The organism is Pseudomonas yamanorum, assembly GCF_900105735.1.
GTDB lineage: Bacteria > Pseudomonadota > Gammaproteobacteria > Pseudomonadales > Pseudomonadaceae > Aquipseudomonas > Aquipseudomonas yamanorum.
The window spans coordinates 2057055-2071095 of sequence record NZ_LT629793.1 but is presented as its reverse complement, the minus strand read 5'-3'; the positions used below and the strand labels follow the sequence as shown (position 1 = coordinate 2071095).

Genomic DNA, 14041 nt, shown 5'->3' with positions numbered 1-14041 from the left:
AACATTACGCCGAAACGCGGGGAATCGTGTCGTCGGCCCGCAGAGTGAAGATCTCGTAGCCGGTGTCGGTGACCAGCAGGGTGTGTTCCCACTGGGCCGAGAGCTTGCGGTCCTTGGTGATGGCGGTCCAGCCGTCGCCCAGTACCTTGGTGTCGGCCTTGCCCTGGTTGATCATCGGCTCGATGGTGAAGGTCATGCCTGCCTTCAGCTCCATGCCGGTGCCGGCGCGGCCGTAGTGCAGGATCTGTGGCTCTTCGTGGAATACCTTGCCGATGCCGTGGCCGCAGAATTCGCGCACCACCGAGAAGCCGTTCTTTTCAGCGTGCTTCTGGATGATTTCACCGATGTCGCCCAGGCGGCAGCCAGGCTTGACGATCTCGATGGCCTTGTACATGCATTCCTGGGTCACTTGCGAAAGGCGCTCGGCCCAGACCGGCACGGTGCCGACGTGGAACATGCGGCTGGTGTCGCCGTGGTAGCCGTCCTTGATGACGGTGACGTCGATGTTCAGGGTGTCGCCGTCTTTCAGCGGCTTGTCGCCGGGAATCCCGTGGCACACCACGTGGTTGATCGAGGTGCAGATCGACTTGGGGAAGCCCTTGTAGTTCAGTGGTGCAGGGATGGCTTTTTGCACGTCAACGATATAGTCGTGGCAAATGCGGTCCAGCGCTTCAGTAGTGACGCCGGGCTTGACGTGTTCGGCAATCATTTCCAGCACGTCGGCAGCCAGTTTGCCGGCAACACGCATGCCAGCGATATCTTCGGCGGTTTTGAGGGTGACGGTCATACAGGCTCTCTCTAGCGCGACGCGCTGAAATCAATACGGTTTACGGGTGTGCGACAAAAGGTTGCAGAATTCGCACAAGCCCAAAAAACGCGATTCTAGCAGACGCAGGGGTGAAACCATGAGCGTCTGGCGATCGCTTCTGTCTATAAGGGTGGGGGCATTCTGGCTCTATTCAAAGGCTTAGGCAAAAGCGACTGACGGCAAATGTGAATGCGGGTTTCGTTTTTGCAAGCTCTGTGGTATAAAATGCGCCGCTTTCCGGGGATACCCCGCAAAGCTTAAATCCACACACGTGTCGACACGATGACCTGGGTGCCGGAGGCGAATGCCACTGGTTGGTCATTGGGATACGTGGAGGCCAAACCCGACTTATTAAGGAACTATCATGTCCCAAGTCAACATGCGCGATATGCTGAAGGCCGGTGTGCACTTCGGTCACCAGACCCGTTACTGGAACCCGAAAATGGGTAAGTACATTTTCGGCGCGCGTAACAAGATCCACATCATCAACCTTGAAAAAACCCTGCCAATGTTCAACGAAGCTCTGACTTTCGTAGAGCGCCTGGCCCAGGGCAAAAACAAGATTCTGTTCGTCGGCACCAAGCGTTCCGCTGGCAAGATCGTTGCTGAAGAAGCAGCACGTTGCGGTTCGCCGTACGTCGATCACCGCTGGTTGGGCGGCATGCTGACCAACTTCAAAACCATCCGTGCTTCCATCAAGCGTCTGCGTGACCTTGAAGTGCAAGCCGAAGACGGTACTTTCGCCAAGCTGACCAAGAAAGAGGCGCTGATGCGCACTCGCGACCTGGAAAAGCTCGATCGTTCCCTGGGTGGTATCAAGGACATGGGCGGTCTGCCTGACGCACTGTTCGTTATCGACGTTGATCACGAGCGCATCGCGATCACCGAAGCTAACAAGCTGGGTATCCCGGTTATCGGCGTAGTCGATACCAACAGCAGCCCGGAAGGCGTTGACTACATCATCCCAGGCAACGATGACGCAATCCGCGCTATCCAGCTGTACATGGGTTCGATGGCTGACGCTGTAATCCGTGGTCGCAACCACGTTGCTGGCGGCACCGAGCAGTTCGTTGAAGAAGCTCCGGTAGCAGCAGCTGAGTAACTGACGCCTTGGCGTTGACTCAGTAAGCAAAAAGGGGGCTTGGCCCCCTTTTTGCCACCTCGAAAACCATTTGTCGGCAGCGCAGCTACAACATCTGTAACGTGCAGCGGCCTACAAGGGTGGTTCGGGAAGAATTGATCGCCCGTTCAATCGGGTGGAATGGTTGAAAACCTATCCAAGAGGATTTTGAAAATGGCAGAGATTACTGCAGCGTTGGTTAAAGAACTGCGTGAGCGTACCGGCGAAGGCATGATGGATTGCAAAAAGGCCTTGACCAAGGCCGGCGGCGACATCGAAAAAGCCATTGATGACATGCGTGCTTCGGGCGCCATCAAGGCTGCCAAGAAAGCAGGCAACGTCGCTGCTGAAGGCGCTATCGCAATCAAGGAAGACGGCAAATCCGCCGTTATCCTGGAAGTTAACTCGCAGACCGACTTCCTGGCCCTGCAAGACGACTTCAAAAACTTCGTCGCTGCCAGCGTTGAAAAAGCGTTCGCTGACAAACTGACCGACGCCGCTCCGCTGATCGAAGCTCAAGAAGCTGATCGTCTGGTTCTGGTGGGTAAAGTAGGCGAGAACGTTAACATTCGTCGTCTGACCCGCGTTGAAGGTGATGTTGTGGGTGCTTACCTGCACGGCAACAAGATCGGTGTTGTGGTTGCCCTGAAAGGCGGCAACGTTGAACTGGCCAAAGACATCGCTATGCACGTAGCGGCCAGCAACCCTGAATTCCTGCTGCCATCGGAAGTTTCTGCTGAAGCCATCGAACGCGAGAAAGCCGTGTTCCTGCAGCTGAACGAAGAAAAAATCAAAGGTAAGCCTGAAAACATCGTTGAAAACATGGTTAAAGGCCGTATCAGCAAGTTCCTGGCTGAGGCTTCCCTGGTTGAGCAGGCGTTCGTCAAGAACCCTGAAATCAAGGTTGGCGAACTGGCCAAGAAAGCTGGTGCTGAAATCGTTTCCTTCACCTACTACAAAGTAGGCGACGGCATCGAGAAGCCGGTCGACAACTTCGCTGAAGAAGTTGCTGCCCAGCTGGCTGCCACCAAGAAGTAAGACGGTTTTTAACTGTCGCCCAAAAGAGGCTGCCCGCTTACGCGCGCAGCCTCTTTTCAAATGGGGTGATCAATTTTATTGGTTTCCCTTTGGAACTGGCTTACAAAGCCGTGTTCCGATGGCGCTGTGAAAGCGTCAAGCTAGAGTGAACGCAGGCCGTAAACGGCTTGCCAAGAATTTTCAAAAAATACGCCGCAGGAGAGATTCGCAATGGCTCAGCAGGGCAGTGGTCATCAGGCTCGCTATAAACGCATTCTACTCAAGCTTAGCGGCGAGGCCCTGATGGGCTCGGAAGAGTTTGGGATCGATCCCAAGGTACTCGATCGCATGGCGCTGGAAGTCGGCCAGTTGGTCGGTATCGGTGTTCAGGTCGGTCTGGTGATCGGCGGCGGCAACCTTTTCCGCGGTGCGGCGCTGAGCGCTGCCGGCATGGATCGGGTGACAGGCGACCACATGGGCATGCTGGCCACTGTGATGAACGCCCTGGCGATGCGTGACGCCCTCGAGCGCGCCAATATCACCGCTATCGTGATGTCGGCTATTTCCATGGTTGGCGTAACGGATCACTATGATCGTCGCAAAGCCATGCGCCACCTGGATGCCAAGGAAGTAGTGATTTTTGCTGCCGGTACCGGCAACCCGTTCTTTACCACCGATTCGGCAGCCTGCCTGCGTGGTATCGAGATCAACGCGGACGTGGTGCTCAAGGCCACCAAGGTTGACGGTGTTTACACTGCGGACCCATTCAAAGACCCGCATGCCGAGAAGTTCGATCATCTGACTTATGATGAAGTGCTGGATCGCAAGCTGGGTGTGATGGACCTGACGGCTATTTGCTTGTGCCGCGACCACAAGATGCCGCTGCGCGTATTTAACATGAACAAGCCCGGCGCCCTGCTGAACATCGTACATGGCGGCGCGGAAGGGACTCTGATCGAGGAAATTGAACAATGATCAACGAAATCAAGAAAGACGCTCAAGAGCGCATGCAGAAATCCCTGGAGTCTCTGAACCATGCATTTGGTCAGATTCGTACCGGCAAGGCCCACCCAAGCATTCTGGGCAGCGTGATGGTGCCGTACTACGGCGCTGATACCTCCATCACTCAAGTGGCCAACATCACTGTAAAAGATTCGCGCACCCTGCAAGTCGTGGCCTTTGAGCGCAACATGCTTGGCGCCGTCGACAAGGCTATCCAGAGCGCCGGCCTGAACCTCAATCCGACCAACCTGGGCGAATTGCTGCTGATCTCCATGCCTGCCCTGACCGAAGAAACCCGCAAGGGCTTGACCAAGCAGGCGCGCAGTGCAGCGGAAGACGCACGTGTTGCGGTGCGCAACATTCGTCGTGATGCCTTGGGTGACCTGAAGAAGCTGGTCAAGGACAAGGAAATCAGCGAAGACGAAGAGCGTCGCGCCGTCGCCGATATCGATAAGCTGACTAAAGATGCCGAGGCCCAGATCACCAAGGCCACGGAAGATAAAGAAAAGGACCTGATGGCCGTATAAGGGGTCAGGACGCCTTCATGGAAAAGACCAAGCAGACTGTGCCCTCCGTGGTGCCGCGCCATGTCGCGATCATCATGGACGGGAATAATCGCTGGGCGAAGAAGCGCTTTATGCCAGGCGTTGCCGGGCATAAAGCGGGTGTCGATGCTGTGCGTGCCGTGATCGAGGTGTGTGCCGAGGCCAAGGTCGAGGTGTTGACCCTGTTCGCGTTCTCCAGTGAAAACTGGCAGCGCCCGGCCGAGGAAGTCAGTGCCTTGATGGACCTGTTCTTCAAGGCATTGCGTCGTGAGGCCAAGCGCCTGAACGAGAACAACATCAGCCTGCGCATCATCGGCGACCGTTCGCGGTTCCATCCGGAGCTGCAAGCGGCCATGCGCGAAGCTGAGGCGATCACTGCCGGCAGCAACCGTTTTGTGCTGCAGATCGCAGCCAACTACGGCGGCCAGTGGGATATTGCCCAGGCAGCGCAGCGCCTGGCGCGGGAAGTGCAGGCCGGCCATCTGCGCCCGGAAGACATCACGCCCGAGCTGTTACAAACCTGTCTGGTGACCGGCGACCTGCCATTACCCGACCTGTGTATTCGTACCGGTGGCGACCATCGCATCAGCAACTTCCTGTTGTGGCAGTTGGCCTATACCGAACTGTACTTCTCCGACCTGTTCTGGCCGGACTTCAAACACGATGCCATGCGCAATGCGCTGGCCGATTTCGCTTCCCGTCAGCGTCGCTTCGGTAAAACGAGCGAGCAGATCGAAGCTGGAGCCCGGGTTTAATGCTTAAACAACGAATCATCACGGCGCTGATCCTGCTGCCTATTGCCCTGTGCGGGTTTTTCCTGCTTGAAGGTGCAAACTTCGCACTGTTCATTGGCCTGGTGGTGGCACTCGGTGCCTGGGAATGGGCGCGCCTCGCTGGTTTCGCCGCGCAGTTGCCGCGTGTGGTGTACGCCGCTGTCGTGGCGGTGTTGATGTTCCTGATGTACATCCTGCCGGACTTGGCACCCTGGGTACTGGGTGCGGCGGTGTTGTGGTGGGCGTTGGCGACCTATCTGGTGCTGACGTATCCGGGCACCAGCGGCCACTGGTCCAGTGTCGCCTGCAAACTGGTGATCGGTCTTTTGATTTTGCTGCCTGCCTGGCAGGGGCTGGTCTACATCAAGCAGATGCAGTTGGGTAACTGGCTGATCATGGCGGTGATGGTGTTGGTGTGGGGGGCTGATATCGGCGCCTACTTCTCTGGTCGTGCCTTCGGCAAGCGCAAGCTGGCGCCGGCTGTCAGCCCGGGTAAAAGCTGGGAAGGGGTGTATGGCGGCCTGGCGCTGACCCTGGTGATTACCCTGGTGGTCGGTGTGGTGCGTGGCTGGACCGTCAAGGAAATGCTGCTGTCCCTGGTGGGTGCGGCCGTGGTCGTGTTCATCTCGGTGGTCGGTGACCTGACTGAAAGCATGTTCAAGCGCCAGGCCGGGATCAAGGACAGCAGTAACCTGCTGCCGGGTCACGGTGGTGTTCTGGACCGTATCGACAGCCTGACCGCCGCGATCCCGATCTTTGCCGTACTGCTGTGGATGGCTGCCTCGTGAGCCGCCTGCAACAGGTGACCGTGCTGGGCGCCACCGGCTCGGTGGGGCTAAGCACCCTGGATGTGATTGCCCGTCATCCCGAGCGTTATCAAGTATTCGCATTGACCGGCTTCAGTCGCCTGAGCGAACTGCTGGCACTGTGTATACGGCACGCACCGCAATACGCAGTGGTGCCCGAAGCGGCAGTTGCACGTGGTTTGCAGGATGACCTGCGCGCTGCAGGCCTGGCGACTCAGGTGTTGGTGGGGGAGGAGGGGTTGTGTCAGGTTTCGGCTGACCCTGATGTCGACACCGTCGTCGCGGCGATTGTCGGTGCTGCCGGCTTGCGTCCGACCCTGGCCGCCGTTGATGCAGGCAAGAAGATTCTGCTGGCCAATAAAGAAGCGCTGGTGATGTCCGGTGCGCTCTTTATGCAGGCGGTGCGCAAGAGCGGCGCCGTGCTGCTGCCGCTGGACAGCGAACACAACGCGATTTTCCAATGCATGCCCGGTGACTTTGCCCGTGGGCTGAGCCAGGTCGGTGTACGCCGGATTCTGCTGACAGCTTCTGGCGGTCCTTTCCGGCAGACACCGTTGGCCGATCTGGAGCATGTTTCTCCCGACCAGGCATGCGCTCATCCGAACTGGTCCATGGGGCGCAAGATCTCGGTGGACTCGGCGAGCATGATGAACAAGGGCCTGGAGCTGATCGAGGCCTGCTGGCTGTTCGATGCCCGGCCGGATCAGGTCGAGGTGGTGATCCACCCGCAAAGTGTGATTCATTCCCTGGTGGATTACGTGGATGGCTCGGTATTGGCCCAGTTGGGCAATCCGGACATGCGCACGCCGATCGCCAATGCCCTGGCGTGGCCGGAGCGGATTGATTCGGGTGTTGCGCCGTTGGATCTGTTTGCCATCGCCCGTCTGGACTTCGAAGCGCCCGACGAGCAACGCTTCCCTTGCCTGCGTCTTGCGCGGCAAGCTGCCGAGGCAGGTAACAGCGCCCCGGCGATGCTGAATGCGGCCAATGAAGTGGCTGTGGCGGCGTTTCTGGACCGGCGCATCCGCTTTCCGCAGATCGCGAGTATGATCGAGGACGTTTTAAACCTTGAGCCCGTCGTCGCCGTGAATGATCTGGGTGCGGTGTTCGAAGCGGATGCAAAGGCCCGGGCCTTGGCTGAGCAGTGGTTGAACCGCAATGCGCGTTAGTCTTTAGGCGTGTTTGAGCCTTCAGGCACTGGATTGAAAGGCGGAGAAATTAGATGAGTGCGCTCTACATGATTGTCGGCACCCTGGTTGCTCTGGGTGTGCTGGTCACCTTCCACGAGTTCGGCCATTTCTGGGTCGCGCGTCGTTGCGGCGTCAAGGTGCTGCGCTTCTCCGTAGGCTTCGGCATGCCGTTGCTGCGCTGGCACGACCGTCGTGGCACCGAGTTTGTGATTGCGGCCATCCCGTTGGGCGGCTACGTCAAAATGCTCGATGAGCGCGAAGGTGAAGTGCCGGCTGATCAGTTGGACCAATCCTTTAATCGCAAGACCGTTCGTCAGCGCATTGCCATCGTTGCGGCAGGCCCTATCGCCAACTTCCTGTTGGCGATGGTGTTTTTCTGGGTCCTGGCCATGCTGGGGAGCCAGCAAGTGCGTCCGGTTATTGGTGCGGTCGAGGCGGACAGCATGGCGGCCAAGGCGGGCCTGATCGCCGGGCAGGAAATTGTTTCAGTTGATGGCGAGCCAACCACCGGTTGGGGGGCGGTCAATCTGCAGTTGGTGCGTCGCTTGGGTGAAAGCGGCATCGTGAAGCTGGTGGTGCGCGATCAGGACTCCACCGCCGAAACCCCGCGCGAGCTGGCCCTGGACCACTGGCTGAAGGGCTCCGATGAGCCTGATCCGATCAAGTCCCTGGGCATCCGTCCGTGGCGTCCGGCCTTGCCGCCGGTGCTGGCAGAGCTGGATCCGAAAGGGCCGGCCCAGGCCGCAGGTCTGAAAACCGGCGATCGCCTGTTGGCCCTCGATGGCCAGGCACTGAATGACTGGCAGCAGGTGGTCGACCTGGTACGTGTGCGTCCAGATACCAAAATTGTGCTGAAAGTTGAGCGCGATGGTGCTCAAATCGACGTCCCTGTGACCCTGGCGGTTCGCGGGGAGGCCAAGGCAGCCGGGGGTTACCTGGGTGCCGGTGTGAAAGGTGTCGAGTGGCCACCTTCGATGGTGCGAGAGGTCAGTTTCGGGCCGTTGGCGGCAATTGGCGAGGGTGCGAGACGCACCTGGACCATGAGTGTGCTGACCCTCGATTCCCTCAAGAAAATGTTGTTCGGCGAGCTCTCGGTAAAAAACTTGAGTGGACCGATAACCATTGCTAAAGTGGCGGGCGCTTCTGCCCAGTCGGGCGTTGTAGATTTCCTGAATTTCCTGGCTTATCTGAGTATTAGCCTTGGGGTTCTGAATTTGTTGCCCATTCCAGTATTGGATGGGGGGCATCTGTTGTTTTATCTGGTCGAGTGGGCGCGTGGTCGCCCCTTGTCGGATCGGGTGCAGGGTTGGGGGATACAGATCGGTATCAGTTTGGTGGTCGGGGTGATGTTGTTAGCTCTGGTCAACGATCTGGGACGACTGTAACGCTTCGCTGAATTGCGAATCTGCCGCATTTTGCGGCAGTTTGTTTATTGCCAGTTGGAATAAGAAAGGACTTCATGAAACGTCTGCTGCTAACTGCGGTTCTCACCGTATTGATGATCGCCGAAGTTCACGCCGAGTCCTTCACCATCTCCGATATTCGCGTCAACGGCCTCCAGCGGGTTTCCGCGGGTAGCGTCTTTGGTGCCTTGCCGTTGAACGTCGGGGAACAGGCTGATGACCGTCGCCTGGTGGAATCCACTCGTGCGCTGTTCAAAACCGGGTTCTTTCAAGATATCCAACTGGGTCGCGAAGGTAACGTCCTCGTCATCACCGTCGTCGAGCGGCCTTCTGTCGCCAGTATCGAGATCGAAGGCAACAAGGCGATCTCCACTGAAGACTTGATGAAAGGCCTCAAGCAATCGGGCCTTGCCGAAGGCGAGATCTTCCAGCGTGCCACCCTCGAAGGCGTGCGTAACGAGCTGCAACGCCAGTACGTTGCCCAGGGCCGTTACTCGGCAACCGTCGAGACCGAAGTGGTGCCGCAGCCGCGTAACCGCGTTGGCCTGAAGGTCAACATCAACGAAGGCACCGTGGCGGCGATCCAGCACATCAACGTGGTGGGTAACACCAAGTTCTCCGATGACGACCTGATCGACCTGTTCGAGCTCAAGACCACCAACTGGCTCTCGTTCTTCAAGAACGATGACAAGTACGCCCGCGAAAAACTGTCCGGTGACCTGGAGCGCCTGCGTTCCTACTACCTGGACCGTGGCTATATCAACATGGATATCGCTTCGACCCAGGTGTCCATCACCCCGGACAAGAAGCACGTCTATATCACTGTCAACGTCAACGAAGGCGAGAAGTACAAGGTTCGTGACGTCAAGCTCAGCGGTGACTTGAAAGTGCCTGAAGACCAGGTCAAGTCGCTGTTGCTGGTGCAGAAAGACCAGGTGTTCTCGCGCAAGCTGATGACCACCACGTCCGAACTGATCACCCGTCGCCTGGGTAACGAAGGCTATACCTTCGCCAACGTCAACGGCGTACCGACCCCGCACGACGAAGACCATACCGTAGACATCACCTTCGTCGTAGACCCGGGCAAGCGTGCCTACGTGAACCGCATCAACTTCCGTGGCAACACCAAGTCTGCTGACGAAGTCCTGCGTCGCGAAATGCGTCAGATGGAAGGTGGCTGGGCATCGACTTACCTGATCGACCAGTCCAAGGTTCGCCTTGAGCGCCTGGGCTTCTTTAAGGAAGTCAACGTTGAAACCCCGGCTGTACCGGGCGTGGATGACCAGGTTGACGTGAACTACGCCGTAGAAGAGCAAGCCTCCGGTTCGATTACCGCCAGCGTCGGTTTCGCCCAGAGTGCCGGTCTGATCCTCGGTGGTTCGATCACCCAGAACAACTTCCTCGGTACCGGTAACAAGGTTTCCATCGGCCTGACCCGAAGCGAATACCAGAGCCGCTATAACTTCGGTTATGTCGACCCCTACTGGACAGCTGACGGTGTGAGCCTGGGCTACAACGCCTTCTACCGCACAACCGACTACAAAGACCTCGACGTTGACGTTGCAAGCTATGCCATCGACAGCCTGGGTGTTGGCGCCAACATTGGTTACCCGATCAGTGAGACCTCGCGTCTGACCTTCGGCCTGACCGCGCAACAGGACAAGATCAAGACCGGTGTGTACACCGTGGATGAGATCTTCAACTTCGTGCGTAAAGAAGGCGACCAGTTCCTGAACTTCAAGGCTTCGGCCGGCTGGTCGGAATCGACTCTGAACAAAGGTGTGTTGGCAACCCGTGGCCATTCCCAGAGCTTGACTCTGGAAGCAACCACGCCGGGCAGCGACCTGTCGTTCTTCAAGCTTGATTACCGTGGCCAGTTGTTCCAGCCATTGAGCGAAAACTACACCATGCGCCTGCACACCGAACTGGGTTATGGCGACGGTTACGGTTCGACCAGCGGCTTGCCGTTCTATGAGAACTACTATGCGGGTGGTTTCAACTCGGTACGTGGCTTCAAGGACAGCACCCTGGGGCCTCGTGGTACACCGAGCCGTGGTGTGGGTGTAACGGGTAACCAAGGTACAGTGGCTGACTCGGACAACGACCCGCTGCCATTCGGTGGTAACGTATTGATCCAGGGTGGTGCGGAAATCCTGTTCCCGCTGCCATTCGTGAAAGATCAACGTTCCCTGCGTACTTCGGTCTTCTGGGATGTGGGTAACGTGTTCGACTCCAAGTGCGAACAGGTCACCAACCCGAATGGCTCGAAGTCCAACACCCAGTGTAACGATGTGAGCTTCAGCAACCTGGCAAGCTCTGTCGGTGTCGGTGTGACTTGGGTTACTGCTCTTGGCCCGTTGAGCTTTGCTCTGGCCATGCCGGTCAAGAAACCGGATAACGCTGAAACCCAGATTTTCCAATTCTCCCTCGGCCAGACGTTCTAAGCGTCTGACCCAAGATAATGACAACGGATTCTGTAGGAGTGCATCGTGCGTAAGTTGACTCAATTGGTTCTCCTGGCGACTGTCCTGGTAGCGACCCCGGCCTTTGCCGAAATGAAAATTGCCGTTCTGAACTATCAGATGGCCCTGCTGGAATCCGATGCGGCCAAGAAATATGCCGTAGATGCCGAGAAGAAATTCGGTCCTCAGCTGACCAAGCTGAAGACGCTGGAAAGCAGCGCCAAGGGCATCCAGGATCGTCTGGTAGCCGGTGGCGACAAGATGCAGCAAGGCGAGCGCGAGCGTCTGGAGCTTGAATTCAAGCAAAAGGCCCGTGACTACCAGTTCCAGTCCAAGGAACTGAACGAAGCCAAGGCTGTTGCTGACCGCGAAATGCTCAAGCAGCTCAAGCCGAAACTCGACAGCGCTGTGGAAGAAGTCATCAAGAAAGGTGCCTTTGACCTGGTATTCGAACGCGGTGCAGTCATCGACGTTAAACCTCAGTACGACATCACCCGTCAGGTGATCGAGCGCATGAATCAGCTGAAGTAAGCCATGACTGCGACTATCAAGCTCGGCCAATTGGCCGAGTTCCTGGGTGCCACCTTGAGTGGCTCTCCGGAGAAGGAAATCACTGGGCTAGCCACCTTGCAGGAGGCTGGCCCAGCTCAGTTGAGCTTCCTGGCAAATCCTCAATACCGTAAATACCTGGGCGACAGCCGCGCCGCGGCCGTGTTGCTGAAGGCTGCTGATGCCGAAGGGTTTGCCGGGGATGCGCTGGTTGTTGCCGACCCGTACCTGGCGTATGCCCGGGCATCGCACCTGTTCGATCCAAAACCCAAGGCAGCCGCCGGTATCCATCCTTCGGCGGTGATCGCGGATGACGCGCAGGTTGACCCTGCCGCGAGCATCGGTGCTTTTGTGGTGATCGAAAGCGGCGCCCGTATCGGACCGGGCGTAACGGTGGGTGCTCAGTGCTTTATCGGCGCCCGCAGCGAGATTGGTGCCGGTGGCTGGCTGGCCCCGCGTGTGACCCTGTACCACGACGTGCGTATTGGTGAGCGTGTGGTGATTCAGTCAGGTGCCGTGATCGGCGGCGAGGGCTTCGGCTTCGCTAACTCGAAGGGTGTCTGGCACAAGATTGCCCAAGTGGGCGGTGTGTTGATCGGCGATGACGTTGAAATTGGCGTCAACACCGCTGTTGACCGCGGGGCATTGGCCGATACCGTCATTGGTAACGGCGTGAAACTGGATAACCAGATTCAGATCGCCCACAACGTGCAGATTGGCGATCACACCGCCATGGCCGCCTGCGTGGGGATCTCCGGCAGCACCAAGATCGGCAAGCATTGCATGCTCGCCGGCGGTGTTGGCCTGGTGGGCCATATCGAAGTGTGCGACAACGTATTCATCACCGGCATGACCATGGTGACCCATTCGATTACCGAACCTGGGTCCTATTCATCCGGTACGGCCATGCAGCCTGCGGCCGAATGGCGCAAGAGCGCGGCGCGTCTGAGGCAACTCGACGATATCGCTCGACGCCTGAAACATCTGGAAAAGCGTGTTGGGGACGTGACCCCTGGCGGTAATGCTTCATCAGATGGCTGATACCATTTCCATATCAAGTGTGCACAGCCGCTAGACTGCCTCCTTGATTTGCTAGAGGGGCGTGCCTTAGTCCGCACGCTCCCAATCTTTATTACAGGCTTCCCCCCGAAATGATGGACATCAACGAGATTCGCGAATACCTGCCTCACCGTTACCCGTTCCTGCTGGTGGACCGTGTGACGGACCTCAATGTTGAGGAAAAGCGCATTCGTGCCTACAAGAATGTCAGCATCAACGAACCGTTCTTCAACGGTCACTTCCCTGCGCATCCCATCATGCCAGGCGTATTGATCATCGAAGCGATGGCCCAGGCTGCCGGTATCCTTGGTTTCAAAATGCTCGACCTGAAGCCTGCCGATGGCACGCTCTACTATTTCGTGGGCTCCGACAAACTGCGCTTCCGCAACCCGGTTACCCCGGGTGACCAGTTGATCCTGGAAGCCAAGTTCATCAGCTGCAAGCGCCAGATCTGGAAGTTTGAATGCCAGGCTTCGGTCGACGGCAAGCCGGTGTGCTCGGCTGAAATCATCTGTGCGGAACGCAAACTATGAGTTTGATTGACCCTCGCGCAATCATCGATCCGACGGCCGTACTGGCCGCCGACGTTGAGGTCGGCCCTTGGTCGATCGTCGGCGCAGGTGTGGAAATCGGCGAGGGAACAGTCATCGGGCCGCATGTGATCCTCAAAGGCCCGACGCGCATTGGCAAACACAACCGCATCTATCAGTTCTCATCGATAGGCGAAGACACCCCGGACATGAAGTACAAGGGTGAAGAAACGCGTCTGGTAATCGGTGATCACAATATCATCCGTGAAGGCGTGACCATTCACCGCGGTACCGTTCAGGACCGCGCCGAGACCACCCTGGGTGATCACAACCTGGTGATGGCCTACGCGCACATCGGCCATGACAGCGTCATCGGCAACCACTGCATCCTGGTCAACAACACCGCGTTGGCCGGCCACGTGCATGTTGATGATTGGGCGATCCTGTCCGGCTTCACCCTGGTGCATCAGTACTGCCATATCGGCGCTCACAGCTTTTCCGGCATGGGTACCGCCATTGGTAAGGATGTTCCGGCATTCGTCACGGTATTCGGCAACCCGGCCGAAGCCCGCAGCATGAACTTCGAAGGCATGCGCCGTCGGGGCTTCAGCGAAGACGCCATTCACGCCCTGCGCCGCGCCTACAAGGTGGTTTACCGCCAGGGGTTGACGGTCGATCAGGCGTTGATCGAACTGACGGAACCCGCAACATTGTTTCCGGAAGTCGCGATATTCCGTGACTCGATCCAGTCGTCGACTCGCGGCATCACCCGCTGAT

Annotated in this window: 14 protein-coding genes; 13 read left to right on the top strand and 1 reads right to left on the bottom strand. The window is 57.8% G+C overall.

Going from position 1 to position 14041, the window contains the following annotated elements:
* Positions 1–4: 4 nt before the first annotated feature.
* Complete coding sequence (gene map, locus BLU46_RS10015; protein WP_003219332.1) at positions 5–787, bottom strand: type I methionyl aminopeptidase; 783 nt, start codon at positions 785–787, stop codon at positions 5–7.
* A gap of 385 nt (positions 788–1172) precedes the next feature.
* Between map and rpsB the strand changes: the two genes are divergently transcribed.
* The 13 genes from rpsB to lpxA all read left to right on the top strand — a co-directional run bounded on the left by rpsB (position 1173) and on the right by lpxA (position 14040).
* Positions 1173–1910: a 30S ribosomal protein S2 gene (gene rpsB, locus BLU46_RS10010; RefSeq protein ID WP_003219330.1), complete on the top strand. Its 738-nt coding sequence runs from the start codon at positions 1173–1175 to the stop codon at positions 1908–1910.
* A 192-nt stretch (positions 1911–2102) separates the two neighbouring features.
* Complete coding sequence (gene tsf / locus BLU46_RS10005) at positions 2103–2966, top strand: translation elongation factor Ts (RefSeq protein WP_008432237.1); 864 nt, start codon at positions 2103–2105, stop codon at positions 2964–2966.
* A gap of 210 nt (positions 2967–3176) precedes the next feature.
* The gene (pyrH, locus tag BLU46_RS10000; protein WP_003219327.1) at positions 3177–3920 is read left to right on the top strand and encodes a UMP kinase; all 744 of its coding nucleotides are present in this window, start codon (positions 3177–3179) and stop codon (positions 3918–3920) included.
* Positions 3917–4474, top strand: a complete 558-nt coding sequence (gene frr / locus BLU46_RS09995) for a ribosome recycling factor (RefSeq protein WP_093201127.1) — start codon at positions 3917–3919, stop codon at positions 4472–4474. The genes pyrH and frr overlap by 4 nt, the downstream gene beginning before the upstream one ends.
* 17 nt (positions 4475–4491) lie before the next feature.
* A complete protein-coding gene (gene uppS, locus BLU46_RS09990) occupies positions 4492–5247 on the top strand; it encodes a polyprenyl diphosphate synthase (RefSeq protein ID WP_003219323.1) in 756 nt (251 codons plus the stop codon).
* Complete coding sequence (locus BLU46_RS09985) at positions 5247–6053, top strand: phosphatidate cytidylyltransferase (RefSeq protein ID WP_093201122.1); 807 nt, start codon at positions 5247–5249, stop codon at positions 6051–6053. Before uppS ends, BLU46_RS09985 begins: the two co-directional genes overlap by 1 nt.
* A complete protein-coding gene (ispC, locus tag BLU46_RS09980) occupies positions 6050–7240 on the top strand; it encodes a 1-deoxy-D-xylulose-5-phosphate reductoisomerase (RefSeq protein ID WP_017479412.1) in 1191 nt (396 codons plus the stop codon). Before BLU46_RS09985 ends, ispC begins: the two co-directional genes overlap by 4 nt.
* 53 nt (positions 7241–7293) lie before the next feature.
* Positions 7294–8646: a sigma E protease regulator RseP gene (gene rseP / locus BLU46_RS09975; RefSeq protein ID WP_063032906.1), complete on the top strand. Its 1353-nt coding sequence runs from the start codon at positions 7294–7296 to the stop codon at positions 8644–8646.
* Between the two features lie 74 nt (positions 8647–8720).
* Positions 8721–11108 (top strand): outer membrane protein assembly factor BamA, encoded by a 2388-nt coding sequence (bamA, locus tag BLU46_RS09970; RefSeq protein ID WP_063032904.1) that lies wholly within the window; start codon positions 8721–8723, stop codon positions 11106–11108.
* A 45-nt stretch (positions 11109–11153) separates the two neighbouring features.
* Entirely contained in the window at positions 11154–11657 is a 504-nt protein-coding gene (locus tag BLU46_RS09965; protein WP_003219314.1) for an OmpH family outer membrane protein, read from the top strand.
* Positions 11658–11660: 3 nt separating this feature from the next.
* Positions 11661–12716: a UDP-3-O-(3-hydroxymyristoyl)glucosamine N-acyltransferase gene (lpxD, locus tag BLU46_RS09960; protein ID WP_063032902.1), complete on the top strand. Its 1056-nt coding sequence runs from the start codon at positions 11661–11663 to the stop codon at positions 12714–12716.
* A gap of 110 nt (positions 12717–12826) precedes the next feature.
* The gene (gene fabZ / locus BLU46_RS09955) at positions 12827–13267 is read left to right on the top strand and encodes a 3-hydroxyacyl-ACP dehydratase FabZ (protein WP_003219309.1); all 441 of its coding nucleotides are present in this window, start codon (positions 12827–12829) and stop codon (positions 13265–13267) included.
* Complete coding sequence (gene lpxA, locus BLU46_RS09950; RefSeq protein ID WP_063032900.1) at positions 13264–14040, top strand: acyl-ACP--UDP-N-acetylglucosamine O-acyltransferase; 777 nt, start codon at positions 13264–13266, stop codon at positions 14038–14040. The genes fabZ and lpxA overlap by 4 nt, the downstream gene beginning before the upstream one ends.
* The last annotated feature ends 1 nt before the right edge of the window (position 14041 follow it).

Excerpts from the sequence above, each read along its gene's own strand:
- lpxD (WP_063032902.1), top strand. The coding sequence starts at position 11,661 with ATGACTGCGACTATCAAGCTCGGCCAATTGGCCGAGTTCCTGGGTGCC.
- pyrH (WP_003219327.1), top strand. The coding sequence starts at position 3,177 with ATGGCTCAGCAGGGCAGTGGTCATCAGGCTCGCTATAAACGCATTCTA.
- uppS (WP_003219323.1), top strand. The coding sequence starts at position 4,492 with ATGGAAAAGACCAAGCAGACTGTGCCCTCCGTGGTGCCGCGCCATGTC.
- map (WP_003219332.1), bottom strand. The coding sequence starts at position 787 with ATGACCGTCACCCTCAAAACCGCCGAAGATATCGCTGGCATGCGTGTT.
- BLU46_RS09985 (WP_093201122.1), top strand. The coding sequence starts at position 5,247 with ATGCTTAAACAACGAATCATCACGGCGCTGATCCTGCTGCCTATTGCC.
- frr (WP_093201127.1), top strand. The coding sequence starts at position 3,917 with ATGATCAACGAAATCAAGAAAGACGCTCAAGAGCGCATGCAGAAATCC.
- rseP (WP_063032906.1), top strand. The coding sequence starts at position 7,294 with ATGAGTGCGCTCTACATGATTGTCGGCACCCTGGTTGCTCTGGGTGTG.
- bamA (WP_063032904.1), top strand. The coding sequence starts at position 8,721 with ATGAAACGTCTGCTGCTAACTGCGGTTCTCACCGTATTGATGATCGCC.
- tsf (WP_008432237.1), top strand. The coding sequence starts at position 2,103 with ATGGCAGAGATTACTGCAGCGTTGGTTAAAGAACTGCGTGAGCGTACC.
- fabZ (WP_003219309.1), top strand. The coding sequence starts at position 12,827 with ATGATGGACATCAACGAGATTCGCGAATACCTGCCTCACCGTTACCCG.
- lpxA (WP_063032900.1), top strand. The coding sequence starts at position 13,264 with ATGAGTTTGATTGACCCTCGCGCAATCATCGATCCGACGGCCGTACTG.
- rpsB (WP_003219330.1), top strand. The coding sequence starts at position 1,173 with ATGTCCCAAGTCAACATGCGCGATATGCTGAAGGCCGGTGTGCACTTC.